Below are 24,137 nucleotides of genomic sequence, written 5' to 3'. Positions count from 1 at the left end.
CCGGCTCACCGGCGTTTATGCGGGAAGTTCAAGAGTGAATGCATAATGACCCGAGGAATGAACCAGGCTTAATGTGCCGCCGTGGCGTTCGGCGATATTTTTCGCAATGGACAGCCCCAGTCCCGAGCCGGACTGGACGGTTGGGACCGTTCGCGAATGATCGGCTTTATAAAACCGCTCAAATAATTGCTCTTCCTGTTCCTTCGTTATCGGAACGCCTTCATTCTCAATCGTGACGGCAACGATAGGGAAACGCTTTTTCAGCGACACGCGCACAACGCCCGGCTTCACCGAGAACTTCAAAGCATTCATCAAAAGGTTGTCGATGGCCCTCCTTATTTTTTCCGGGTCCATGGGTATTGGCAAAGTCTCATGCGTTAAATAGGTTTCCACAGTAATTCCATGTTCTCTGGCGAAGGGGTGAAACTCAGCCAAAATTTGCGTGAGCAGCTCCCGTGCGTCAACCCGGCTGGTTTCGAGCTTGACTTCGCTGCTTGTAAGACGGGTGTACTCAAATAAGTCATCAATGAGTTTTTTCAATTGAATGGATTTTTTGTAGGTATTGTCAACGAAACGTTCGTGCTCCTGCTCATTTTGATAACCCTTGTTCTTCAACAACTCCACATATCCGATGATGCTGGCGAGCGGAGTTCGCAGATCGTGGGATACGCCCGTAATCAAGTCCATTTTGGACTTTTCGGTTTGCCGTTCCTTCTCGAGCTGGCGCTCCAGTTTCTCGGCCATTGCATTAATATTTTCCGCGACCTTGCCTAATTCGTCTTTCCTCGAGAGCGGAACGCGATAATGCAAATTACCGTTGGCGATAAAAGCAAGGCCGTCCGCCAGAGTAAGCAGATCGTGCAAGAAGCGCCTGGTCAGGAAGGAAAAGCAGAAAATAGACGAACCGACAAACGAAACAATCGAGAAAACGCTAGATAAAACGTTTGACATGTTGGGGAATCGGCTCGTATTTAAGAGATCGCTTAGTAAATAGTTGACGACAAACGACGATGCGTACATCGCAATGATTAGGCTAAGAAGGAACGACCAAAACATGCGCACACGAATGCTGTTTTTTCCGAAAATCAAGGCAAGGCATTTATTTTTCAAATTTGTATCCCCTCCCCCAGACTGTCTTGATGTACATGGGCTCCCGGGGGTTTTCCTCTATTTTCTCCCGTATGTTTCGGACATGAACGACAACCGTATTGTCCGAAAAACCGCTGGGTTCTTTCCACACCCGTTCGTAGATTTTATCCGCGCTGAACACATATCCGCGATGGCATGCCATCAGTTCGAGTATGGAAAATTCAATAGGGGTCAGGGTTACGATCTTCCCCTTTACGGTTACCTGATGCTGAGCTTTGTCAATGATCAAGTCGCCGGCATATATGACGGCTTCCTCCCGGTCCTTGACGTTGTAGCTTTGCCGGCGCAGCTGCGCCTTAACGCGAGCCATCAATTCCATGAGACTGAACGGCTTGGTGACGTAATCATCCGCTCCTGTAGAAAGCCCGGTTATTTTGTCGATGTCTTCTTCCTTTGCGGACAGCATGATAATGGGGACCCTTGAGGTTTCCCTGATTTTCAGGCATGTCCTGATCCCGTCCATATGGGGCATCATCACATCCAAAATAATTAGCTGTACGGATGTTGCTTTGACAATCTCCAACGCCTGCAAGCCATGTTCCGCTTCGAGCACATGGTAGCCTTCATTGCGCAAGTAGACATGAATAACGTCCCGTATTTCGGAATCGTCATCCACAACCAAGACGGTGATTTTATTCATCTTTAGCCCCCCGATTATTCTCCGATATTTATATTTTCCGGGAAAATCAATAACGCCTTGCACGGCTGGTAAAGCCGCAAGTCGTAATCAGCCGGAGAGCCTCCGAGCCGTAGCGTACAGCAAGCCCCTATATTATCATAATCCAAAAAACTTAGGATCTTGTTGCGAAAAAACTAAAGAATATATGAAGAGACGGCTATCAACATCTATAGAGCAAAAAAACGCGTACAAAAAGGCCTGAATAAGCCTCTCCATACGCGTTTATCGGGATTAGACGATCTCGACCGTATCGCCGGCATCCCCTTCATACGTCCAGCGCAGTCCTGTCGGAACGGACGCACGGAACTGCAGACCGCCGCCTTCCTTCCGGCTCCATTCCGCATGAACGGCTCCCCATATCGTTGGCGCTTCGCCGCGCGCCCACTCGAGATTGCCGGGATTCGGCCGGAAACGGATAAGGCCCTGCCCCAATTCGGATACGTCGATGCCGAGAACGCGCTGCGTGAGCAAATAAGTCGGAGCCGCTCCCCAGCCGTGGCATAGACTTACCGGAACGTTGTCCCTCAGAAACGTAGGCGTATTGCCTTGATAAGGGCTCGGAATCGTTCCGTGCGGCGTCTGCGGATCGAACGTTTCCCACCAGGTCGTCGCTCCGCGGGCAAGCATTTCCCCCCAGTAGGCTCGCATGATGGCCAAGGCGTCTTGCCCCCGGTCCCGGTCGAACATCGTTTCCAGCACGATATGATAGAAGAACGCGCCTTTTAACGGCCGGGTTGCTCCCCGGTCATAAACGTCAAGCAAGAATCGGCGCGCATCCGCCTCCTCCATAACGCCGGTCCACATAGCCGTAAAGTTCGTTTGTGCGGTCACGACATCCGAAAGGCCGTCCTCCGTCCTGCAATCGGCGAAAGCCCCTTTCTCCGCCGACCATAGCCGCGTCCTTATCGCATGTCGCAGTCTGTCCGCTCTCTCCCGCCAGCGCTCCGCCAAATCGCCGCGCGCCGATTCGCCGGCCAGCACCGCCGCTTCCATAAGCGCCTTATAGTAAAAACAGTTCAACGCCGTCACCCGGTCCCGCTTGTCGAGATAATCGGCCCAATCGATAAAGCACCACCACGGCCGTCTGTCGGCCCGGGCGAACAAGCCGACCGAATCCTCCTGACGCTCGAACCAGTCCATCAGCTTCATGACGGCGGGCCATATTTCGTCCAGAAACGCCCGGTCCTTCGTATAGCTCCAATATGCGGACACCCCGAACAGCCAGTGCGCGCAAAAATCGGGCAGCACTTTGCCGTTCCGCTCCGGGCCGGTCCCGGGAATGGCGCCGTCTTCATGCTGAATGCGCGCGCCCTGAAGCAAGCATTTGCGCATGAGTTTCGTATCGCCGAACGCATGATAAATGACTTTGGCCATAACGACCGCATCGGCGACCCAAAGCGCCCTTTCGCGAAGCGTGCAATCTTCCAGATGGTCCTGGCTGTTAACGGTTGTCGTGTATAAGCCCACCTGCCAAATTTCGTTCAGCAATGGATCGCTGCAGACGAATGCTCCGGTCTCGCTAAAATCGTAATGAACCGATCGGAGCGAGCATTCCGTAACCCGCACCGGTACCGGCAGCGCCTGGAAAGTCAGCTTCATGAACCGAAACGCCCTTCGGTCGAACGGAGTAAGCACATTCAAGCCTTTCTTCAGCAAAAATGTGTCGTACAACGCCATATCGAGCGATTCCCCGTAATGCAGCTGAATGACGCCGCCTTCCGGCGCCTCGACGGACAAGCGGACATACCCGGCGGTTACGCGGCCGAAATCGAATACGACCGCGGGTATCGCGCCAGGCGCGCCGGCATCGACGATCATTCCGCCTCCGGCGGGCGAGCCTTGCGATCCCGGATCCTGCCCGCGGAGCAGCGTTTCCGCATGCCGCACCGTTCCGAAGTTATCCTCCGTACGGACGATGACCGCAGGCTCCGCGTACCCTTCCCGCAAAAAGGGAATGTCCCGCTCGAGCAGCCGCGGCCAAGGGGAATCCGCCTCTTCCGCCTGTGCGACCACTATCGCACCCGGCCATGCGGAATCGTCGTATTCCGGCAGCTCCCAGCCGTCTTCCTTATCCGCCAAATACACTTCGCGAAACCCGTTCCATTGGTGCTGTCTGCTGACATTCGCGACCCAGCGGGGAGAACGTCTGCACGTCCAAGTCCCGTCCGTCGCGACTGCGCACTCGGTACTCCCGCCTTGCTCATCGCTGATATCCAGCTGCGCAAGAACGCCGCCCGGCCCCTGCCTTTGCTCCGTGACGATATCCGCGGTGCCGAAATTGTAAGCGATAATCGCGATGACGTTCCGTCCGCTTACTAGCAGGCTGCCGACATCCCTTGTATCGTAATATTTCCAGGCGTCGTCGGATGGCGAAGGTCCGCGCCCGACACGCTCTCCGTTCAGCAACACCTCGTATTCCTGATTCGCCGTAATGCGCAGCAAAGCGCGCTCCGGCAGCTCGGCAAGACGAAATGTTTTTCTCGTTTCCACGTACACGTTCGGCGTACCGGAGGGTACGTCGGCCCAAATCCAACGGGCGCGCCAACTTTTATTCATCCTTTTCTCCCCCCGCTATCGGTTGCGATTATGGCTTAGCCGTCACTTCCACGCATACCGGTCCCAACAAGCCGGAAGGCAGCGATACGCGGTTATACGCATTCGCCAAGCTGTTGGTTACCCGTATGCACAGCCTATTCGTCCCAGGCCGAATCGCCTCCGTTATGTCGGCGTACAGGTATGGCTGCCACATCCGGACCCCGAGGTCTACTCCGTTTAGCCGGACTTCGGCCATCTCGCGAACGTCTCCCAAATCAAGCCGGATCGTATGGGCGTCTGCATCGACGGGATCCAAATGAAACTCGCCGGCATATTCGACGGTGCCGGAGTAATGAGCCATTCCGTCCCATTCCGTCCATGACTCTAGCCCGGCCGGCTCGAGGCGTGACGGAACGGCAGATTGCTTCTGCACCGTCCATCCTTCCAGGATAGGCACCGCCTTTACGACAGGGCGGCTCTTCGGCGCCACCGCCACCGCGGGGCTGCCCGACGGGTTTACGCAATAAATGACGCTTTGTCTCCTGTCGAGAGCAAGCGGCACAAGAACGCCTCCGTCCCGCAGCATTTGCCCGACCGGCTGCACGGCGGCCGTCCCTTCCCACGGGTCCCATCTCTCCAGGCTTCCGCTTGTTTCCAGCCTGACGGCGCCATCGTAGCCTAGCTCGCCCTCGTTCACAAACAAATAGAAATGAACGCCGCCCTTGCGCACATGGCTGACGCGGATAAACGGCGCGGCGGGCTCCAGCCGGACATCCGGCGGTATGCGCCGCTCCCAAACAGCGGCCGATCCCGAAGAAGCTGACTCCGCTTCCGCTCTTTCGTCCAGTGCGGCCCAAGAACCGCATGCCGCGGACTCATGGCGCCAAACAATCACGGTACCGCCTGCCCGTTCGAATTCCAGCAGCTTGCGGCGCGTCTCTTCTTCAAAGCGCTCGGGCCGGTCCACCGCGATGACGAAATACTTTTGCTCTGCGATCCGCACCGTTCCGTCTTCGCCTATCGTGCTGTCGAGCAAAAACAACCGTTCCTCCAAGTAGTTGAATTCCCGTTGATTTTCGTAAAGAGGCACGGCCATTTCCCACGGCAGCCGGCTTTCCTCGCAAAGAACGGCTATCTTCGCCGCATTGACGGAATCGGTCATCAGCCAGCTCATCCGCCTCATGTACGCGCTGATCGTCCTGTAATGGGGCCACCATATGCTGTTCAATCCCACGTCGGGCGGCCTCTCGTCCTTCCGTCGCCCTTCGAGAGAATAATAGAAGGCGTGCGGAACGAGCATATTGACGCCGCGGACGAACAGCCAATCCATGTACCATTTCATATCGTCCGCCGTAAAATGCCAGCCGATGCCGCCTTGGAAACACGCTCCGAAGCATTCGTTCATATTCCGCCTGCGGCCTCGGTGCCGGGCGGCATCGGAAGAGCATTTGCCTAGCGTGCTGTCCGCTCCCGTAATCCCTTTGCCGGCACCGGGCTCCACCATGCGCCAGACGATATCCTGACCCGGCAGATGAAAATAGTCGAGCATGCCGATTTCGTCGCTCAAGCCCGGGTGGCCCGTCAATTGGATCCCCCGCTCCTCGCACCAAACCGACAACGGACGGTAGAAGCTTGCCGCCAGCTTCCGGTTCACCGCCTTCTCATAGGAATCTCTTACCGTTTCCGTCTGCTCACCGGCATCGAACCATAGCGCGGATATATCCTTCTCCTTCAGCCCGAGCGAACCGACATATTCCAGAAATCCTCCCGTCCAAGGGTGTAAGCCCGGGAGAGGACATCTGCCCAAAATATTCGGCTCGTCCGTAAACATCGCCTGAACGGTATGTCCGAAATGCCGCTTCAACCGTTTGTAGTAAATTTCATGGGTCAGCCGGATAAACGTTTCCGTCGCCTTCGGGTTAAGCAGATCCGCCGACGGAGGCGCACCGGGCTCCAAGTCGTCCTGCCCGAAATAAAGCCCCCGGATCGTTCCTTTGGAGAACGTCTCGACGAACAAAAGGACGGACCATTCCCCTTCAACAGGCGGAATAAAGCAGACCTGTCCCCGCTCCAGATCCGCTTCCAGCAGCACGACCCGATCCAGGTTCACCGTTGTCGGGGATAGCTTCTCCACCGCCTGCGCGGATACGAGCGCCTCTCCGTCTTTAAGCATGACGGGAAACATCCCTGCGCCGTTGCATGGAAATTCCTCCATCCGAAGCCCGCGGCTCGCGTAGTCCGGATTTTCGCCTACGACCCTTCCCATCGCCGAACCGGACGGATACATCGCTTCATCGTACAAAAACACCTTCATCCCTTGCCGCTCCGCTTCCTCTACGGCCGTTTCCACCTTATCCATGTATGCGTCCGACATATACGGAATCGTTTCGGAATACCCGAGTCGCGGATGAATGACGAAGCCCGCCACCCCTTTGCTCTTGAACTCGCGGATTTGCCTTACGAGCTCTTCTTCTTGGAGCAGATCGTTCCAGAACCAGAACGGAACCGGCGAATACTCGTCGTCCGGATCCAGGAACTGCCGTCTAAGGGCGTCCAGTTCCGCATCGTGTACAGTCGTCATCGGTTATCCCCTTTTCGCCGCCTCATGGACGGTTGTCACCTTAACGATATGCAAAATGGCCCGCAAAGGCCATTGGCGATGCGGACATGATCATTGGCGATTCGGACATATGGAAAACCCTTGTTTACCTGTTCGCTTCGCGGTACTTGCCGGGGGAAAATCCGACCGTCCGCGTGAACAGCTTGCTGAAAAAAGCGGGGTCCTCGTAGCCAACCATTTCCGCCACGACGACGATTTTTTCGCCGGTTTCGGCCAGCAGCCGCTTAGCCTTCTCCATCCGGATTCGATGAACGTACTCGATCACGCTGCAGCCGACATACCGGTTGAAGTACCGGTTCAGCTGCCTTACGCCGATATGAAACAATTCCGAGAACAGGGGAAGCGTAAGCTTTTCATTATAATGCCGGTCCACATAACCGCATACGCGAAGAACGAGCAGTTCTCCGGGCGGGACGGAGCCGGCGTTCGTTTTCCGTTCGTTGTAATACCGGGACAGCAAAATGAACAGTTCGATCATTTTCAGCTGAATCAGCGGCCGGAACCCGGGACGGCGCCGGCCCATTTCCGCATGGATGTGCTCCAAAATGTCCATGATATCGGCGGCTTCCGTCCCGCGCAGATTGAGCTTGTGGTGGAAGCGCGTCTCCTTCTGAAAGAACGGCTGCACGTAAAAAAAATCGAGTGAATCGGAAATGTTCAGCTCGCGCAGAAGCGAGGTCTGAATAAAGCCGGGCTCGAACAAGCAGTTTACGATTTCGATGTGCTGATCCGGCTCGCCCGCATAGCCGTGCATTTCACCCGGATTAATGACGAAAACGTCCCCAGCGCGAATTTCGTATGAAATATCTTGAAACAAGTGCGTCGCGCGTCCTTCCGTCACGTAGATCAATTCTACGAATTCATGGGTATGCATGCCGGGCATGTCCCTTATATCGTGACGGTTGCGCTGGATCCAGAAAGGGAAATCGCCGGGGTAGGCGTACAGGTTCATCGACTTTTTTTCCAAGCCAGTCACCTCGTTTCGTTCGTTCGCTGCAGTTGCTTTAATCTTGCTTGTAAGCGCCTTCTTCTATAGCTGCTTTTATCATATCACATCGGGCCGGAAGAGACATGGCACCTTGCGCCGGCTCATACATGGCAAGCGAGATGAAGAAAAGGACAAAGCGGCCGACATGAAGTCTGCTGCCTTGTCCTTTTACGGTAACCGCGGTTTACTCGCCAAGCGTTTCAAGGAGGGGCGTGCAGCGCTTATTCCACCTGCTGCCGGTTCGGCAAAAGAAGCGTGACGACGGTACCTTGCCCGGGCAAGGAGCGAATGTCGAGCTGGCCGCCTACGCCTCTGGCCCGCTCCTCCATGCTGAACAATCCGACGCCCTTCGTGTCCTTCTGCCGAACGAACCCTTTGCCCGCATCCGCAACGCGCACCGTCACGCCTTCGTCCCCGTCCGCTACCGTCACTTCCGCTTCGGAGGCGTCCGCATATTTGGCGGCATTCGTAAGCGCCTCCTGAATCACGCGGTAAATAACCGTTTCCTCCTGCAGGCCCGGACGCTTCTTCAGGCTGCAGCTCAGCTTGACCTGTATGCCGTAATGTTTCGAGTAATTCTCCACATACGTACGAATGGCGGGAACGACGCCGAGATCGTCCAGGACGGACGGCCGCAGCTCCCAAGCCAAGCTTCTTACGTCTTCCATAATCAAGGAAACGTCCTCCCGCAGCTTAAGCAGTTCCTCCTGCTCCGGATCGGCCGCAAGCCGGTCCAGCCGGATACGCAGCGAAAACAGACTCTGCCCGATGCCGTCATGCAGCTCCCGGGAGAACCGCCGGCGCTCCTCCTCCTGAATGCGCATAACCTGAGTCATCATCAGCTGCAGCTCTTCCTCCACCCGCTTCAGCCTGGTCACTTCGTTGCGGATAGCCAAGTATTGATAAGGACGGCCCGTTTCGTCCAGAAACGGCACGATCGTCGTATTCACCCAATAATAGGAGCCGTCCTTCGCCTTGTTCTTAATATCGCCGTGCCAAACGCCTCCGTTCCCGATCGTCCGCCATAACTCCCGCATGAACGCCTTGTCGTGATGGCCGGAGTTGATGATCCGATGATCGCGTCCGATAAGCTCATTCCGAGCATATTTGGATATTTCGCAAAACTTATCGTTCACATACTGAATCGTGCCGCGGTTGTCCGTTACCGCCACAATCGACGACTCGTCGAGCGCGAACTTCAGATCGGCCAGCTGCTTCAGCGACTGCGTCAATGTTTCGCGAAATGCGGGTTCGGCGACATGCTCGTGAAGCTCCGCCATAAGGGTGCTGACGCGCTGCGCGATCACTTCCGGATACCGTTCCTCCCGATCGTTAGTCACCATGCAGCAGCCCCTTCTTCAGCGCGTATTTCACGAGATCCGCTCTCGTCTTCAGGCCGAGCTTCTCCATCAGGTTGCTCTTGTGCGTCTCTACGGTCTTCACGCTAATGATCAGCTGCTCGGCGATCTCTTTGTTCGCATAGCCAAGAGCAACCTTGGCTAAAACCTCTTTTTCCCGTTCGGAAAGTGATCCATACGTATCGGCATTCTCGCCGTGCTTCAGCTTATCGACATATTGGCTCATCAGCCGCTTGGTCGCATTCGGATACAAGTAGGCGTTGCCTCCGGCAACCGAAGCGATCGCAACCAGCAGTTCCTCGTGCGGGGCGCTCTTCAATACGTACCCGGAAGCCCCTGCTTGAATGGATCGGAACAAATATTCATCATCGTCATGCATGGACAAAATGAGCACGGACGTATCCGGGAGCAGCTTCTTCAGCTCGGCGGTCGCCGTCATGCCGTCTTTGCCCGGCGGCATGCTCAAATCCATCAGGACGACATCCGGATGGAGCTCCGCCGCTTTCCTTATCGCTTCGTCGCCGTCCGCCGCCTCTCCGACGATTTCGATCCGGTGCTTGCCATCCAAAAGCATGATGAGACCGGATCTGACGACCGCATGGTCATCGGCAATCAAAACACGAATCATGGTTCTCCTCCCGATGCTAAGCTGAGTTTTACTCGCACTCTTTCATCATACCAGACGATGGCCGATGCCGACAGCAGAGACCGCATCATCCGTTCGTTAGCTCTCCGCCAAATAACAGCGAAGCCAGTCGCCTCCCGGCCTGTACGAGCTGCTCCATATTCGCGCTCGAATACGCGTTTCCCGACCGTTTGCCCGCCAGCAGCACGCCCTGCACTTCTCCTTGCCGCACGATCGGCGCCGCCATGACCGCATTCAGCTTTTCGGCGATCATCAGCGGATCGTCGCGGCACACCTTCGCAAGCGCGGCATCCGACGTATCGCTCTTGACTGAACGTCCCGTCCGGACGACGGTCCCGGCAATCCCTTGATTCGATCTATGGGCAATATGCTTATAGCGTTCATTGTCGTTTCCCGACATATGCGACCAGCGGATACGCTTTTGGCCGCTTTCCACCCAAGCTAAAGCCGTAACATCGCTCGCCGTCAGCAAACGAATCGCATCCAGTTCCCCGCTGACATTCGCCCGGTCGTTTTCCATTCGCCTTCCTCCTACGGTCCGACTCCGCATTCTTCTTTATTCTAAACCTTATCCTTCTCCATGTAAGTCAGGGAAAACCCTGAAAAACGGTTAAGGGAGTCGATACTCCGCCTCGCTGCCCCGTGCTGCGCCGATTCTAAGCGAAAACACGGAGGACGCGCTGTGATATCGGTCACAAAGAGGAACGGACGCACTCGGGGAATTAGGGGAATGCTCTCCCTAAGTTCAGGAGTTTCCCCAATAACCAAACAAAGCGCGATGCCGTAAAATAAAGACATGGAAAGCAAACGGAGGAGGAAGCAAAGATGGCTATCAACTGTCCCGCAAAAAACGTAAACGAACCGATGAAACGAAAGGACCACGAATTCGAAGGTGGCATTTCGCTTTTTCTGTCCGCCGAGCACCGGGATTTGCTGAGCGGCATCATGCTCCCCAAACGGGTGAAAGCAGGCTCTTACTTATTCTGGGAAGGCGACGACGCAAGCCGCCTTTATTATATCCGCTCCGGCCGCGTCAAGCTGCGGAAAACGACGGAGGAAGGGAAGGATCTCATTCTCTCTCTCATGCAGAAAGGCGACTTGATCGGCGAAATGGCATGCGGCGGCATGGTGGCGTACGGCTTCAGCGCGGAGGTGATCGAGGATGCCGAGATCGGCGTTCTGCCGTGGAACGAGCTGGAACGGCTGCTGGCCGCGAACGGCAGCCTCGCCTTTCCTTTCATGAACTGGCTGGGACATATGAACCGGGTAACGCAATCCAAAATACGCGACCTGCTGCTCTTCGGCAAGCAAGGCGCTCTGGCCTCGACCCTGATTCGGCTGGGCAACAGCTTCGGCGTCTCCACTTCGGAAGGCATTTTTATCGATATTAAGCTGACGAATAACGAGCTTGCCGATATGATCGGCACCGCCCGCGAAAGCGTCAATCGGATGCTCGCGTCGCTCAAAGACGAAGGAACCATCGAGCTGCGGGACGGCAAAATCGTTATCCGCCGGCTGGAAAACCTGCGCAGCATTTGCAACTGTTCTGCATGTCCGCTTGATATTTGCAGAATGTAGCTAACCGCTATCCCGCTTCTTCCCGCAGCTCGGGATGTGATATTAATGAAATGCTGCATGACATGCAGCATTTTTCATCATTCCGATTGATAAAAGGCTGCATGTTGCAGAAAATACAACAAATCGAGCGCTGCGAAGTCGTTTTCAGCTTTTTTGAGCTATTTTGTTGTAAAAAATGCAGCATTGGTAAGGAAAAGGACTCCGCACGGTCCAAAATATTGTATTCCGTACAACATCATGTTCACGACTGGCTCAACCATTTAACGCGTAGTCATTAAGGGAAGACAGCTGCCGATGTTTGCATAGCCGCACGCTTACTAACGAAGAATGATCACCGCTTCCATTAAGAGAAGTGGGGCCGCCTTCCGTCGAATAAGATATTTCGCGGTCCTCGTAAATCGATGCGTTCCGAATGCGCTCGCGATGCACTTTCATATAAAATAATACCCTCCGTAGCTTCCTGCTCCGGAGGGTTTATCGTTCCGCAGCGTACACACGCTGCGTTTATTAGTTTACCGTCACATACACGGTCGCTTTCATTTTGCCGTATGTCACCGTAATCGTCGCTTTTCCTTTGCCGATCGCTTTAATGACGCCGTCCTTGACATCGGCTACCCGAATATTGGACGTCGTCCACAAGGACGGAATCGTCACATCCAGATCGGACTGGTCTTCGAACGTAGCGGTTACTTTCACGTTTTCTTGACCGCCGGTCGTCATTTGAACGAGAATCTTGTCCGTTTTGAAATACTTAAGCTTGTTGATTTCAACCGGTACCGTAATCGTCTTTCCTCCGTAAGTAGCGGAGATGTTGGCCGTGCCCGAAGCCATCGCCGTCACCATGCCGTTCGTAACATCCGCTATCTTGTAGGAGCTGGATTTCCATACGGCCTCATCGGTTACATCCTTCTTGCTGCCGTCGGTCAGTTCAGCCGAAAGCTGAAGCTGAACCGTTTCTCCTGTTTTCGTCACGATAAACTTTTTGTCGACGGTCAGCGATTGGACGATACCGATCTCCAAGGTAATCGTAACCGTCTTGCCGCCGTATTTAGCCGTAACGGTCGTCTTCCCTCTGGATATCGGCGTAATCACGCCTTCGGTTACCTCGGCAATCGCCTCGTTGGCCGATTTCCATTCCGCATCCTTGGTCACATTCACTTCTTTGCCCTTGGAATCCGTCGCCGTCAGAACGACGGACTTCGTCTCTCCCAGATCGAACAGGAGCAGGGTGGAGCTTGCTTTCAGCTTATCGGCCATATCCACTTTGACGTTCAAGGTAACCGTTTTGCCGCCATACGTTGCGGTAACGGAAGCCTCACCCGCCGCAACGGCCGTAATAGCGCCTTGATCGACTGTCGCCGCTTTTTCGTTCGAGCTTGCCCATACCGCTTCCGCCACAACATCGGAGGTCGTGCCGTCCGTATAAGTCGCTTTCAAATCGATGTTTCGCTTGTCGCCCTTGTTCAGCGGCAGCGTAAGCTCGCTTGTCGTAGTCAAGCTTTTCAGAACGCCGACGGATACTTGAACGGTTGCGGTTCTTGTGCCGTATTTGGCTGTGATCGTCGCGGTACCGGTACCGATACCCGTAATCTGGCCATTGCGGACCTCCGCAATTTCAGGAGCGCTTGTCGTCCATTCCGCCTTGCTCGTAACGTCAACGTCGGACGCATTCGTGTAGAGCGCCTTCAGTACAATTTGCTCCGAGCTTCCGATCTGGAAGTTGACTGTCTTCGTATTCGGCGTAATCCGGGTCGGGACGTCGACGAGCAGCTTCACCTTCACGGTTTTGCCGCCGTATTTGGCCGTAACGTTCGCTTCGCCGGCTTTGTAGGTTTTTACTACGCCTTTGGATACGTCCGCGATAGCTTCATTGTCCGACGACCACTCGGCGATAGCCGAAACATTTTCCTTCGAGCCGTCCGCATAGGTCGCCGTCAGGATGATGCTGTCCGTAGGAAGGGTGCTGCTCTCCGGCTGATTGATCTGCAAATAACGGGTTTCGCTATCCGCTTCCAGTCTTCTCGGCACATCGACGTCAACCTGCGTCGTCACCGTTTTCTCTCCGTACTTTGCCGTAATGGTCGCTTGGCCGCTGCCGTTCGCGATCAGCTTTCCTTTCACGACGCTTACCGCGCTTTCGTTGCTCGAAGTCCATTCGGCGCGTTCGGTAATGTCCGTGCTTTCATTCTCTTCTTCGCCGCTGCCGGCGAAGGTAGCCGTCAGCTTCAGCTGCTCGGTCGGATTGGTTTTGATCTTCATAAGCACGTTCTGCTTGTCCAGCTCCAGCTTAAGCGCTTTGTCAACGTCGACCACAATCGTCGCCGACTTCGTTCCGTAGGTACCGGTAATCTTTGCCTGTCCCGCGCTGTACCCGGTTATTTCGCCCTTGATGACGTCGGCCACCTCAGGGTTATCCGACTCCCAGAGCGCGATATCCGTCACTTCTTTGTCCGTGCCGTCCGGATAAGTCGCCTTCAACGTGACTTTATGCGGATCCTTGAGCAGCAGCGAAACGGCGGATTGATTCAGATCGACCCGCTTGGCGATTTCCACGCTGACCGGGATCGTTACGGTTTGGCTGTTATATTTAGCCGTTATCGTGGCCGTACCGGACTCAAGGCCCTTTACCATACCGTCAAATACGGTAGCTACAGAACCGTTGTCGATGCTCCACGTCGCTTTCTTCGTGACGTCTTCTTCCGTATTGTCGCCGTAATAAGCGGTCAGCCCGATTTGCTCCGGCTGGCCTTTACGCAAGTTAAGGGACTGCTTGTCCTTTACGAGCGAGCGCACATTTTTGCTGATCGTGACGGTAACGATCACGGGCTTTTCCATATACGTCGCGGTAATGACGACTTTGCCCTCTTTCTTAGCCGTAATGACGCCGGCATAGACGGAAGCTTTCTCAGCGTCGCCCGTGCTCCAGTCCGTCTTGAGCGTGACGTTCTCCGTCGCTCCGTTTACAAAAACGGCCGTAGCCGTAAGCGATGCCGTGGATCCGACCTCCAGCGCTACCTCGTTCTTATTCAGCACCAGCATCGAAATTTCGTTTGCCGCGCTTGCCTGCACCGCGCCAAAGCTGCTAGCAATCAAAAAAATGACGAGTAATAATGCCGTCAGTCTTGCTTTCTTGACATTCATTTCTTGATCTCCTCCGTTTTTTTCTGCTAACTGTCTGCATCCCGGAGCCTCAGGGAAAAACAGAGACAATCGGATTGGGCACACCTATAGCTACTCTATCGGCAGGAGGAGGGCAAATGTTTAGATTTTAGCCGGACAATCAGGGCCGTTTTACGTAATGATCATAAAATTGTCACGATTGTACAGGGGATTATTGAAGAAGTTTCACAATAAAAAAGAAGAGGACAGCGGGAATCACTCCCCCTATCCTCTTCAATCGTACGCAAGCCTATTTCAAGAACGATCTCAGCATCCACACATGCTTCTCGAGCCCCGTATGAATGGCCAGCAGCATATCGGACGTCGTTTCGTCGCCGAGCTCCTGGGCGATCGCCATCGCTCTTTTCAGTTCCCCGATCAGCGTCGTGAAATCCCCCGCTATCGCCTCGACCATTTGCTCGGCGTTTTCGCTTCCGTTCGCTTCCGCGATCGAGGACGTTTCGGTAAACTGCTTCATCGTTGCTATCGGACGTCCGTGCAAGGCCAAAATCCGCTCGGCGATTTCGTCGACATGCAGCGCGGCTTCCTCGTACAGCTCTTGAAATTTCGCATGCAGCGTAAAAAACTGCGGCCCGTTCACGTACCAATGGTAATTGTGCAGCTTGACGTACATGACGCTCCAACTCGCAAGCTGTCTGTTCAGTTCCTGAAAAAGTGTTTCCACGGCAAAAACCTCCACTCTGGTAAACTTACCCTTCGGTAGTTTGAACAGAATGGAGGCGAATTATTACGATTTTTCGCAATAGCCGGCATGGCTTCCGCCTTTAACCGCGGAACGTCTCTTCGCGCTGGAACAGCATCAGCGGCATTTTGAAGACGAATGCGACGACGATAACGATGCCGATGATCATGCCGATCAGCACGACGACGCTGCTAAGGGACAGACCGCCGATACCGGTAATCACGTTCGCGATGTTGCAGCCGGGAGCGATCCGCGAGGAAACGCCCATCAATAGACCGCCGCCGATCGCGGCCGGCAGCCTCGACAACCGCGGCTTGCGAAGCTTGAAGCTGCCGCTTAGCATCGATGCCGCAAAGGAGCCGATCACGAGGAAGATGACGAGCGTCTCTTCCGGACCGAGCCCGATTCTTGGGAAATCGGCGAACAATGCGTTCAAATACGTATTGCCGAACACGGTGTCGTCGCCGAAAATTTGCGCCATCGCCACGGCGGCGATTCGCGTCTCCGGTCCGGTAATGCCGACGTTCGACATCAAGACGAATTGAACGGTCGCAATAACGCCGATCAGGAAGGCGACAAACCGAATGTCCCAGTGCGACTGTTTGAACGGATTTTTCTCCCAGTCTGTGAGCGATTCCTTGATTCCTTGCAGGAAGCCCTTGAAGCCGTGCCGGTAAACCGCGATGCCTACCATCAATGCGACGATAAGCACAGGGATGACAAGCGAAGGCAGCGGCCAGTCATACAGCGTATATCCGCCTTCCACGATCGTCAGCGGTTCGATGGCAGCTCTCGCCCACGGATCATAAAGGAAGGCGAACAACAGATTGCCCGCAAGCGCAGCGGCGAGTACGATCCAGAACTGCATGTAGCCCATTCCGGCCCGGTACAACGTACCGGAGCCGCAGCCGCCCGCCCACGTCATGCCGATGCCGAACAGGATGCCGCCGATCAGATTCGCGCCGCCAAGCGGCACGGTCCATACGTCGGCTGCGCTTTTCATTCCCGTTGCAAGCGCAATGCCCCAGCCGATCAGCGCAGTCGCGATCAGCACGAGCACGCCGTTCATGATTCGCGTGTCCTTCACGCTAATCCAGTCGCGGACGGAGGCGGTAAAGCAGAAGTCGGCCTTTTGCAGCAAAAACCCGTACAGGAAACCGAAGACGGCGGCCATTATGAAAAAGTCTATTGTAAATGCCATTTCAGCCATCCATCCTTGTCATTTTCGAAGTTGAACGCAAGATTCGATGTCGAAGCCTCTTCTCGATATGCTTCGTGATCATAGGCGACTTTTTGAAAACCGCTTCTAGTGTTTTTTAACGAAGATATGATAATTGCCCTTATGCTTGGCTACGCCGAGAAATTCGCCGTAGTTGTTCATTTTGACGGCTGCGGGAATCGTTTTGGTCGCAATCGAGTGATCCGTAATTTCAACGACGATTTCTCCCGGCTGCGCTTTTTTGAGTCCGGCCAGCGCAAGATTGAGCGTATGCGGGCAAACCTCTCCGATTGCATCGACAATATGATCCGGCTTCAGGGCCAGCAATTCTTTTTCCGTTAAACTCATTAGGACCGCTTCCTTTCCAGTTGTTCCGGGCTGAATGTTTCGATGATATGGTCTTCCCCTGCGGCTATTTCATGCCCTTGCTCCTGCCAATCCAGCATGCCGCCCTTGAAATTATGTACCTGTTCGAAGCCTTGAGCGCGGAAAAATTTGGCCACCTCAAAGCTTCTCCGGCCGCTGCGGCATACGAATACGTATTCCTTCGATTTGTCCAGCTGGTCGACGATGTCGATAATATCGCCCATCGGGATAAGAGGAAGCCCTGCAATATGAGCCTCCGTATATTCCTCCGGCTCTCTAACGTCGATGACGACGACCGGATTCGCAGGATCGGCTACGATCGCCTGCAGTTCCTTAGCATCCAGATGCGAAATGCCTTCGATGAGTTCTGCCACGGTTCGTTCCTCCTATTATTTCACGACTTCCGTATCGCTGGCGTTGCCCCACTCCGCAAAGGAGCCTTCATAAGGACGCACGTCTTTGTAACCGAGCAAACGAAGCGTCAAATACGTATGCGCGCCGCGCACGTTCGTTTGGCAATAAGGGACGACGGTTTTGTTCTTGTCGACGCCCAGGTTGCTGAAAGCGGCTTGCAAGTCTTTGGCATTCTTGAAGACAGGCACTCCGTCTTTGTTTTGCTCGATGGCATCGCTCCACTCTTTGTTAACCGCTTTGTCGATATGGCCGCCCTTTTGGTTGCCGCGCAAATCTTCGCCCGTATATTCTTTCGAGGAGCGTACGTCTAACAGCACGCAAGCCTGCAGGTTCAATTGCTTGATCTGTTCCTTCGTCGTCACCAGATCGGGATTGGCTTTAGCGGTAAACGTTCCTTTCGCCGCAGCCGGCGTTTCGGTGGAAACGTCTTTGGAAGCAGCCGTCCAAGCCGCATAGCCGCCGTTAAGCACTTTTACCTTATCCTTGTGGCCATAATATTCAAGACCGTAGAAGACGCGTCCGGAATTGAGCGAGTTGCCTTCATCGTACAGCACGATAGTCGTATCCGTGTTGACGCCGAGGTTTTGGAAGATTTCCTGGAATTTATCCGCGGTCACGATCGTATTGTTCTTGGCATCCTTCAGCAGTCCCGAGTTAAGGGCGATCGCTCCCGGAATATGTCCTTGCTCGTACCCTTTTGCGCGGACGTCGATAATTTTCACCTTGCTATCCTTCGCGTGCTCTTCCACCCATTTCACGTCTGCAAGCAGCTGCGCGTTCTCGTACGTATCGGAAGCCTTGGAAACCTGAGTGCTTTGCTCGGGTTTAGCCGACGGGGTAGCCGCGGCGTTCGTATTCGCGCTTTCTCCTTTATTGCCGCAAGCGGCGGCCACCATGGCCAATACAGTCAGTGCGGCTAGCGCTAATTTCTTCTTCATTTTTAGTTCTCCTCCCCTATTGCCGAACGATGATGTACTTGATTTTTTGACCTTATGCCCCGTATAATAACATTTATTCCGAGTGTTTTACAATGTTTTATTTTGAATAAAAGTCATCCACCTAGGAGAATACGCCATGATCAACCGTAAGAAAGCATTGTCGCTTGCGATTGCCCTCACCTTGCTGGCAAGCGGCTGCGCGCTCGAGTCGAAAGAAGAAGCCGCCCAGCGCTTGAACGCCGGAGCCTCCAAAAATAACGAAGGTGCAGGCGCCGTTCAAACGGATGCAGGCAAGCTTACGAACATTCAATTTTACGTGCCCAGCGAGAAAACAAACAGCTTGTCCGTCATCGACGTCCCTACCGGCAAAGTAGTCGGCAGCGTCGCCTTGTCGGAAGCGCCTTCCACCGTCATCTTCTCAAGCACGATGCGCGAAGCGTATGCGGCTAATATGAATAGCAGTTCCGTTTCCATCATTAACACGCAAACGCTCAAGGTCGAGAAAGAGGTTCCCGTCGGTCCGATGCCTCACGGCATGGCTCTGTCGCCCGACAATAAGACGCTCTATGTAGCTGCAGTGGCCGATCAATTCGTCTACCTCGTCGATACGAAGGCGGGCAAGGAAGCCGGCACGATCGACCTTGGCACGGGCGCGCACACGAATTATTTGGTGTTGTTCGGCGACAAGCTGTACGTGAGCGATCATGAGAACAATAAGGTATACGTCGTCAATGTAAAAACCAAACAGGTCGAGCTGACGATCCCGACCGGGAAAACGCCTCGCGCCATCAAACTCAGCGACGACGGCAAAACGCTCTTCGTCCCGTGCGCAGGCGACGGAACGCTCGAAATTTACAACACGGCCGACGGCAAGCCGCAGGGTAAAATCGCCGACCTGAAGGGCGCGACCGACGTCGTCGTCACCGAGGACGGGCAAACCGCCGTGGTCACCGGCATGGAGAGCAGCGAGGTCAGCTTTGTCGATCTGAAAGGCAATAAAGTCATAACGAAGCTGACCGGACTCGAAGGTGCCAGACATATTTCCTTCAACCGTCAGCAGTCTAAAGCATACGTTACCCTAAGCGGCACGGATCAGATAGCCGTCATCGATACGGCCTCCAAGCAAGCCGTCGAGCGGATCAAGGTAGGGCAAACGCCGCACGGCATCCAGCTCAAGGCGCTGCCGGGCATCGGCGGAAGCTGCTGATGCCGTCGCCCGGACGGAAAGGGGGAAGCCTATGAAACGAAATTGGATCGTGCTCGCCATCGTGGCCGTTCTCGCCGGCGCCGCCATCTATCAGCATATGGGCGAGCTGTCCCGCAAGGCCGCCGCTCCCGCCGATTCGGCTCCCAAGGTGGGCTTTAACGCGCCCGCTTTCGAGCTGACGGCGCTCGACGGTAAACCATACCGGGTCGGCGGCGAACGCGACAAGCCGGTGCTGGTCAATTTCTGGGCTTCCTGGTGTATCCCTTGCCAGATCGAAGCGCCGGATATCCAAGCGTTGTATGAGAAGTTTCAAGGCAAATTCGATTTGTATGCGGTGAACGTAACGAGTCAGGATACGCGCAAAGAGGCGGAGGCGTTCGCCAAAACGTACGGCTTCACTTTCCCTATCTTGCTCGATCAGGAGGGAGCCGCGCTCGATGCCTACCGATTCCAGTCGATTCCGACAAGCTTCCTGGTGGATCGTAGCGGCAAAATCACGGACGTCTTTCACGTCCTGGAGCCTGCCGAACTGGAAAAGAAGCTTACGCCTCTCATTAACTGATCAACGAAACGAGCAAGGGCTGCCCCGCGTCATGACGATGACGGGAGCAGCCTTTTTGCATTATCCCCGGTAACGAATCGGTTTATCGGACACAATCGCGAGGAATAATGGAAAACAATTATAGTCTTTTGTTCGTCTATGAGCACGTAGACTGATATACAAAATCCAATGACGGAGGGATGGACATGTCCATGTTACGAAAAATGAAGCTTACGCTAGTCGCATCCGCCTTATTTATCGGAATTACAGGCTGCAGGGGATCGGCAGGAACACCGCAAGGGACGGAAGGCAGGACGCTTCCGCCATCCGCGGTTCCCTCCAACCAAGAGAGCCCGAGCCCGGCTCCCGCTGACGCAGGAACGCCTAATGCGCCTTCCGCGAAGCCGACGGCTGCGGCGCACACCGGCAAGGTGACCGCTGTCCGGTTGGCTGACGCCAAGTCAGGCTGGACAGGCGGGGAAGGCTGGATCGCCCGAACCGACGATGCGGGGAAAACTTGGAGCATGCAATACCAAGGCGCGGGCACCGTGCGTCAATTGTTTGCATTGAACGGACAAGACGCTTGGGCAACGCTGGACGGCAGCAACGAAGGCAGCGAAGCCGGCAGCTATTCCTTGCTGAATACTGCCGACGGCGGCAAGCATTGGGCTAAGACCGGCGCGGTGCCGAACCAAGGATTTTTGCACTTCGTTTCCAAGTCGGAAGCGTACAGCGCCAATGCCAAGACAACCGACGGCGGCAAAACGTGGAGCTCGCTCCCCGTACCCGAGCGCATGGTGGGAGACGCCTATTTCCACGACGCCAAGAACGGCTGGGCCGTAACGCAGGACAAAGAAAAAGCAAGCATCGTCCGTACGACGGACGGCGGCAAAGCGTGGACTACCGTCATGTCGCGGCCGATTGCCGACCCTCTCGCCGGAACGGTCATTCGCTCTGCAGGCGCTAACGATGCTTGGGTGGAATGGATCGGCGGCTCCGGCATGACGCAGACGTCCTATTCCTTGTTCCACTCCTCCGACGGTGGCAAGCAGTGGCAGACGGTGCTTGCCAATTCGACGGCCGGCGCAGGCCCTGCTCCGGGCATCGCCATCGATGACAAGCAAGGCGCCAAAAATGCCGGCTCCGGACCGGGACCGCTCTACGTAGTGAACCCAAGCGCGGCTTTCATGGGCGGCTACTGCGGAGCGTGCGATCTGCCCAATACGGTAGGCAAAACGACGGACGGCGGCAAAACGTGGATCAACGGCGCCCAATCGATCGAAGGCTACGCGGGAGCGCTCCTTGCAATGGCCGACGACAAGCAGGGCTGGTGGATCGGCACGGACAATACCGCGCCGTCGGTCATGTATACGACCTCCGACGGAGGCGCCCACTGGTCGAAGGCGCACACCTTCGATAAGCCGAAATCCGCTTCTTGACCGAAAACATGCTGAAACCCTGACAACTTGTTGTCAGGGCTTTCGCATTATAATAGAGGAAACTTGAACCCTACGTCAGGAGGCGTTGCAACATGCTTTCTCCCACCCCGTCGGAAGACGAAACCCTTTCCGGTAAAAGCCGAGCGACAATGCCGCTCAAAAAGCAAAAGGCGAACTTTTCGCCCCTCTCTCCTTCATCCGCTGAGGGAGCTAGAAAAGCAAGCGTTCCCCAGCTAAGCAGGCGCGCGCTCAACCGAGCCCTACTTGAGAGGCAGCTGCTGCTTCGCCGCGCCGAGATGAGCGCTTTGGAGGCGATCGAGCATCTGGCCGGTCTTCAAGCGCAGGCGCCCAATCCGCCCTATTTCGGCTTGTGGACAAGGCTCGCAGGCTTCCGCCAGGACGAGCTGGCCGAGCTCCTTACCGAGCGGCGCGCCGTGAGAATCGGACTGATGCGGTCCACCATACACTTGGTGAGCGCCCGGGATTGCCTGTCCTTTCGCCCGCTCCTTCAGCCCGTCTTGGATCGCGGGCTGAAAGGCGCCTACGGACGTTCCCTGGCGGGTGTCGATACCGGGGCGCTTGCGGCAGCCGGCAGAGAACTGGTCGAGGAGCGGCCGCGTACGTTCCAAGAGCTAGGCGTCCTATTGCTGGAGCGGTGGCCCGACAGTAACGCCGAAGCGCTTGGCGCCGCTATCCGCACGCTGGTGCCGCTCGTCCAAGTGCCCCCGCGCGGCCTTTGGGGCGAAAGCGGACCGGCCGCCCATACGTCGGCCGAAGCGTGGCTTGGCCTCCCTTTGTCCTCCGAGCCTTCGGCGGAGGCTGTCCTTTTACGCTATTTGGCCGCTTTCGGCCCGGCCTCCGTCAAAGACATGCAAGCTTGGTCAGGACTAACCCGGCTGCGCGAAACAGTCGAAACGCTGCGGCCGCGCTTGCTCGTCTTCCATGACGAACATGGCAGCGAGCTGTTCGACCTGCCGGATGCGCCTCGTCCCGCTCCGGATACGGCGGCCCCGCCGCGCTTTCTCGGCGAGTTCGACAACATGCTCCTTTCATACGCCGACCGCACCCGAATTATCGCCGATGAGCATCGTCCGCTCGTTTTCACCGTTAACGGGATCGTCAAAGCGACCATCCTCGTCGACGGCTTTGTGCGAGGCATATGGAGAATCGAGCGCGGCAAAGACTCCGCCTCACTGGTCATCGAACCCTTCGAGCCCCTTTCCAAGCAAGTGGAAAACGAATTGACGGAGGAGGGCTCCCGTTTGCTGGCATTCGCCGCAGCAGACTCGGCAAACCGGGACATCCGTTTCGTCGTCGGAAAGCAAGGTTAGCACACGCATCTTGCAGCGGCTGCTCCCATACGGAGGCGGAAACTTATGCTCCGAGATCCAGCAGCCGGCAAATAGTCCTATTCAAGAACACTTCCCCCGCCCATTTTGACGGAAAGCCCGGGCTTGTCCGGCAGATGACGGAGGAGTTGCAGGCGGAGCTTGCAGGCCAGTTCGACGGCCGCGTTCGAGAAAGCTGAAGAAGTCTAATGGTTTTGCCCCGAAATTCGTCTATAATGGAGTCAAAAGCCTACTCAGGCAAGAAAGGCGGTTTATCGAATCATGCATGCAATCGTATCTAAAAACTGGTTATTGGCTCGCTTGTACGAGCCGGACATCGTCATCGCGGATTGCCGTTTCCTACTGGGTAAACCCGATGCCGGACACGAAGCTTACATAGAGTCGCATATTCCAGGCGCGGTCTATCTTGATTTGGAAAAAGACCTCTCCGCGCCGATCGGCGAGCACGGAGGCCGGCACCCGCTCCCGGATATGGACGCTCTGGCCAAACGCCTCGGCAAAGCGGGAATCGGCAGCGACACCCGCGTCGTCGTCTATGACGATCAAGGCGGTGCAATGGCTTCAAGGCTGTGGTGGCTCCTGCAATATTTGGGACATGAAGCCGTATATGTGCTGGATGAAGGCTTCAGTGCTTGGAAGCAAGCCGGCTTCCCCGTCTCTTCCGAGCAAAAGGTGATCGTACCGGCTTCCTTCATTGCCCGGCCACAGACCGTTCTTACCGCTGATGCCGCGGAAGTAAAGGCTAAGCTGCACGCGCCTGGCGTCGTGCTGATCGATTCCCGGGAGGCCCCCCGCTACCGGGGAGAGGTCGAGCCGATCGATCGTACGGCGGGACATATTCCCGGCGCGATCAACCGCTTCTGGGCCGAAGGCCGGCGGGCGGACGGCTCCTGGAAATCGCCGGAGGAGCAAGCGGAACGCTTCGCCGATCTGTCGCGCGACGACGAAATCATCGTCTATTGCGGCTCCGGCGTCACGGCTTGTCCGAACGTCCTCGCCCTCAAATCGGCAGGGTTCGATAAGGTTAAGCTGTATGCCGGAAGCTGGAGCGATTGGATTAGCTATGAGGAGAATCCGATTGCGGTGGGGGAAGAGGAGAAGGCGTAAGCAGTTATACAGGTTGTAACACGGAGTACGTCGTCGCTCATGTGACGATGTACTCCTTTGCTTTGTGTCCAGGAGTATCGAGGTCAATTTGCACGTGCATGCGATTCCACTTGATTCACAACCTCACGCGCGAGAAACAGCG

The 24,137-nt window shown here is 55.5% G+C and carries 20 protein-coding genes; 6 read left to right on the top strand and 14 right to left on the bottom strand.

Features of this window, described 5'->3' with window-relative positions; translation table 11 throughout:
• Window positions 1–15: 15 nt before the first annotated feature.
• The 8 genes from ACKGJP_RS05480 to ACKGJP_RS05445 form a co-directional block, all read right to left on the bottom strand.
• Entirely contained in the window at window positions 16–1,110 is a 1,095-nt protein-coding gene (locus tag ACKGJP_RS05480; RefSeq protein WP_409344672.1) for a sensor histidine kinase, read from the bottom strand.
• Window positions 1,100–1,789, bottom strand: a complete 690-nt coding sequence (locus ACKGJP_RS05475; protein WP_409344671.1) for a response regulator transcription factor — start codon at window positions 1,787–1,789, stop codon at window positions 1,100–1,102. Before ACKGJP_RS05475 ends, ACKGJP_RS05480 begins: the two co-directional genes overlap by 11 nt.
• 270 nt (window positions 1,790–2,059) lie before the next feature.
• On the bottom strand, window positions 2,060–4,384 hold the full coding sequence (locus ACKGJP_RS05470) for a family 78 glycoside hydrolase catalytic domain (protein ID WP_409344670.1): 2,325 nt from the start codon (window positions 4,382–4,384) through the stop codon (window positions 2,060–2,062).
• A 28-nt stretch (window positions 4,385–4,412) separates the two neighbouring features.
• A complete protein-coding gene (locus tag ACKGJP_RS05465) occupies window positions 4,413–6,944 on the bottom strand; it encodes a glycosylhydrolase-like jelly roll fold domain-containing protein (RefSeq protein ID WP_409344669.1) in 2,532 nt (843 codons plus the stop codon).
• Between the two features lie 124 nt (window positions 6,945–7,068).
• On the bottom strand, window positions 7,069–7,950 hold the full coding sequence (locus ACKGJP_RS05460) for a helix-turn-helix domain-containing protein (RefSeq protein WP_409344668.1): 882 nt from the start codon (window positions 7,948–7,950) through the stop codon (window positions 7,069–7,071).
• A gap of 242 nt (window positions 7,951–8,192) precedes the next feature.
• Window positions 8,193–9,314: a PAS domain S-box protein gene (locus ACKGJP_RS05455; protein WP_409344667.1), complete on the bottom strand. Its 1,122-nt coding sequence runs from the start codon at window positions 9,312–9,314 to the stop codon at window positions 8,193–8,195.
• The gene (locus tag ACKGJP_RS05450; RefSeq protein ID WP_409344666.1) at window positions 9,304–9,957 is read right to left on the bottom strand and encodes a response regulator; all 654 of its coding nucleotides are present in this window, start codon (window positions 9,955–9,957) and stop codon (window positions 9,304–9,306) included. Before ACKGJP_RS05450 ends, ACKGJP_RS05455 begins: the two co-directional genes overlap by 11 nt.
• 85 nt (window positions 9,958–10,042) lie before the next feature.
• Window positions 10,043–10,495 (bottom strand): GAF domain-containing protein, encoded by a 453-nt coding sequence (locus ACKGJP_RS05445; protein WP_409344665.1) that lies wholly within the window; start codon window positions 10,493–10,495, stop codon window positions 10,043–10,045.
• 305 nt (window positions 10,496–10,800) lie between these two features.
• Between ACKGJP_RS05445 and ACKGJP_RS05440 the strand changes: the two genes are divergently transcribed.
• Window positions 10,801–11,553 carry a Crp/Fnr family transcriptional regulator gene (locus tag ACKGJP_RS05440; protein ID WP_409344664.1) on the top strand — a complete coding sequence of 251 codons (753 nt, stop codon included), beginning with the start codon at window positions 10,801–10,803 and terminating at the stop codon, window positions 11,551–11,553.
• Between the two features lie 507 nt (window positions 11,554–12,060).
• Here ACKGJP_RS05440 and ACKGJP_RS05435 read toward each other — a convergent pair.
• The 6 genes from ACKGJP_RS05435 to ACKGJP_RS05410 all read right to left on the bottom strand — a co-directional run bounded on the left by ACKGJP_RS05435 (window position 12,061) and on the right by ACKGJP_RS05410 (window position 18,352).
• Complete coding sequence (locus ACKGJP_RS05435; protein ID WP_409344663.1) at window positions 12,061–14,694, bottom strand: Ig domain-containing protein; 2,634 nt, start codon at window positions 14,692–14,694, stop codon at window positions 12,061–12,063.
• 268 nt (window positions 14,695–14,962) lie between these two features.
• The gene (locus ACKGJP_RS05430) at window positions 14,963–15,397 is read right to left on the bottom strand and encodes a Dps family protein (RefSeq protein WP_409344662.1); all 435 of its coding nucleotides are present in this window, start codon (window positions 15,395–15,397) and stop codon (window positions 14,963–14,965) included.
• 100 nt (window positions 15,398–15,497) lie between these two features.
• Complete coding sequence (locus ACKGJP_RS05425) at window positions 15,498–16,616, bottom strand: YeeE/YedE family protein (protein ID WP_409344661.1); 1,119 nt, start codon at window positions 16,614–16,616, stop codon at window positions 15,498–15,500.
• Between the two features lie 105 nt (window positions 16,617–16,721).
• Window positions 16,722–16,982, bottom strand: a complete 261-nt coding sequence (locus ACKGJP_RS05420) for a sulfurtransferase TusA family protein (RefSeq protein WP_409344660.1) — start codon at window positions 16,980–16,982, stop codon at window positions 16,722–16,724.
• Window positions 16,982–17,374: a rhodanese-like domain-containing protein gene (locus ACKGJP_RS05415; protein ID WP_409344659.1), complete on the bottom strand. Its 393-nt coding sequence runs from the start codon at window positions 17,372–17,374 to the stop codon at window positions 16,982–16,984. The genes ACKGJP_RS05420 and ACKGJP_RS05415 overlap by 1 nt, the downstream gene beginning before the upstream one ends.
• 15 nt (window positions 17,375–17,389) lie before the next feature.
• Complete coding sequence (locus tag ACKGJP_RS05410; RefSeq protein WP_409344658.1) at window positions 17,390–18,352, bottom strand: sulfurtransferase; 963 nt, start codon at window positions 18,350–18,352, stop codon at window positions 17,390–17,392.
• Window positions 18,353–18,488: 136 nt separating this feature from the next.
• Between ACKGJP_RS05410 and ACKGJP_RS05405 the strand changes: the two genes are divergently transcribed.
• The 5 genes from ACKGJP_RS05405 (at window position 18,489) to ACKGJP_RS05385 (ending at window position 23,995) form a co-directional block, all read left to right on the top strand.
• On the top strand, window positions 18,489–19,559 hold the full coding sequence (locus ACKGJP_RS05405; RefSeq protein WP_409344657.1) for a hypothetical protein: 1,071 nt from the start codon (window positions 18,489–18,491) through the stop codon (window positions 19,557–19,559).
• Between the two features lie 31 nt (window positions 19,560–19,590).
• Entirely contained in the window at window positions 19,591–20,121 is a 531-nt protein-coding gene (locus ACKGJP_RS05400) for a TlpA family protein disulfide reductase (protein ID WP_409344656.1), read from the top strand.
• 185 nt (window positions 20,122–20,306) lie between these two features.
• Window positions 20,307–21,539 (top strand): WD40/YVTN/BNR-like repeat-containing protein, encoded by a 1,233-nt coding sequence (locus ACKGJP_RS05395; protein WP_409344655.1) that lies wholly within the window; start codon window positions 20,307–20,309, stop codon window positions 21,537–21,539.
• 92 nt (window positions 21,540–21,631) lie between these two features.
• On the top strand, window positions 21,632–22,870 hold the full coding sequence (locus ACKGJP_RS05390) for a winged helix DNA-binding domain-containing protein (RefSeq protein ID WP_409344654.1): 1,239 nt from the start codon (window positions 21,632–21,634) through the stop codon (window positions 22,868–22,870).
• 279 nt (window positions 22,871–23,149) lie between these two features.
• Window positions 23,150–23,995, top strand: coding sequence for a sulfurtransferase (locus ACKGJP_RS05385; protein ID WP_409344653.1), 846 nt, complete (start codon window positions 23,150–23,152; stop codon window positions 23,993–23,995).
• Window positions 23,996–24,137: the final 142 nt, after the last annotated feature.

Source organism: Paenibacillus litoralis, from assembly GCF_046244365.1.
Classification (GTDB): Bacteria; Bacillota; Bacilli; order Paenibacillales; family NBRC-103111; genus Paenibacillus_V.
The sequence above is the reverse complement of the archived record's forward strand: the minus strand, read 5'-3'. Positions and strand labels throughout refer to the sequence as shown.

What these genes read in the sequence shown, in the direction of transcription:
- ACKGJP_RS05390 (WP_409344654.1), top strand. Translation starts at nt 21,632, where the DNA reads ATGCTTTCTCCCACCCCGTCGGAAGACGAAACCCTTTCCGGTAAAAGC.
- ACKGJP_RS05420 (WP_409344660.1), bottom strand. Translation starts at nt 16,982, where the DNA reads ATGAGTTTAACGGAAAAAGAATTGCTGGCCCTGAAGCCGGATCATATT.
- ACKGJP_RS05395 (WP_409344655.1), top strand. Translation starts at nt 20,307, where the DNA reads ATGTCCATGTTACGAAAAATGAAGCTTACGCTAGTCGCATCCGCCTTA.
- ACKGJP_RS05385 (WP_409344653.1), top strand. Translation starts at nt 23,150, where the DNA reads ATGCATGCAATCGTATCTAAAAACTGGTTATTGGCTCGCTTGTACGAG.
- ACKGJP_RS05405 (WP_409344657.1), top strand. Translation starts at nt 18,489, where the DNA reads ATGATCAACCGTAAGAAAGCATTGTCGCTTGCGATTGCCCTCACCTTG.
- ACKGJP_RS05445 (WP_409344665.1), bottom strand. Translation starts at nt 10,495, where the DNA reads ATGGAAAACGACCGGGCGAATGTCAGCGGGGAACTGGATGCGATTCGT.
- ACKGJP_RS05455 (WP_409344667.1), bottom strand. Translation starts at nt 9,314, where the DNA reads ATGGTGACTAACGATCGGGAGGAACGGTATCCGGAAGTGATCGCGCAG.
- ACKGJP_RS05475 (WP_409344671.1), bottom strand. Translation starts at nt 1,789, where the DNA reads ATGAATAAAATCACCGTCTTGGTTGTGGATGACGATTCCGAAATACGG.
- ACKGJP_RS05425 (WP_409344661.1), bottom strand. Translation starts at nt 16,616, where the DNA reads ATGGCATTTACAATAGACTTTTTCATAATGGCCGCCGTCTTCGGTTTC.
- ACKGJP_RS05470 (WP_409344670.1), bottom strand. Translation starts at nt 4,384, where the DNA reads ATGAATAAAAGTTGGCGCGCCCGTTGGATTTGGGCCGACGTACCCTCC.
- ACKGJP_RS05440 (WP_409344664.1), top strand. Translation starts at nt 10,801, where the DNA reads ATGGCTATCAACTGTCCCGCAAAAAACGTAAACGAACCGATGAAACGA.
- ACKGJP_RS05450 (WP_409344666.1), bottom strand. Translation starts at nt 9,957, where the DNA reads ATGATTCGTGTTTTGATTGCCGATGACCATGCGGTCGTCAGATCCGGT.
- ACKGJP_RS05435 (WP_409344663.1), bottom strand. Translation starts at nt 14,694, where the DNA reads ATGAATGTCAAGAAAGCAAGACTGACGGCATTATTACTCGTCATTTTT.
- ACKGJP_RS05465 (WP_409344669.1), bottom strand. Translation starts at nt 6,944, where the DNA reads ATGACGACTGTACACGATGCGGAACTGGACGCCCTTAGACGGCAGTTC.
- ACKGJP_RS05410 (WP_409344658.1), bottom strand. Translation starts at nt 18,352, where the DNA reads ATGAAGAAGAAATTAGCGCTAGCCGCACTGACTGTATTGGCCATGGTG.
- ACKGJP_RS05400 (WP_409344656.1), top strand. Translation starts at nt 19,591, where the DNA reads ATGAAACGAAATTGGATCGTGCTCGCCATCGTGGCCGTTCTCGCCGGC.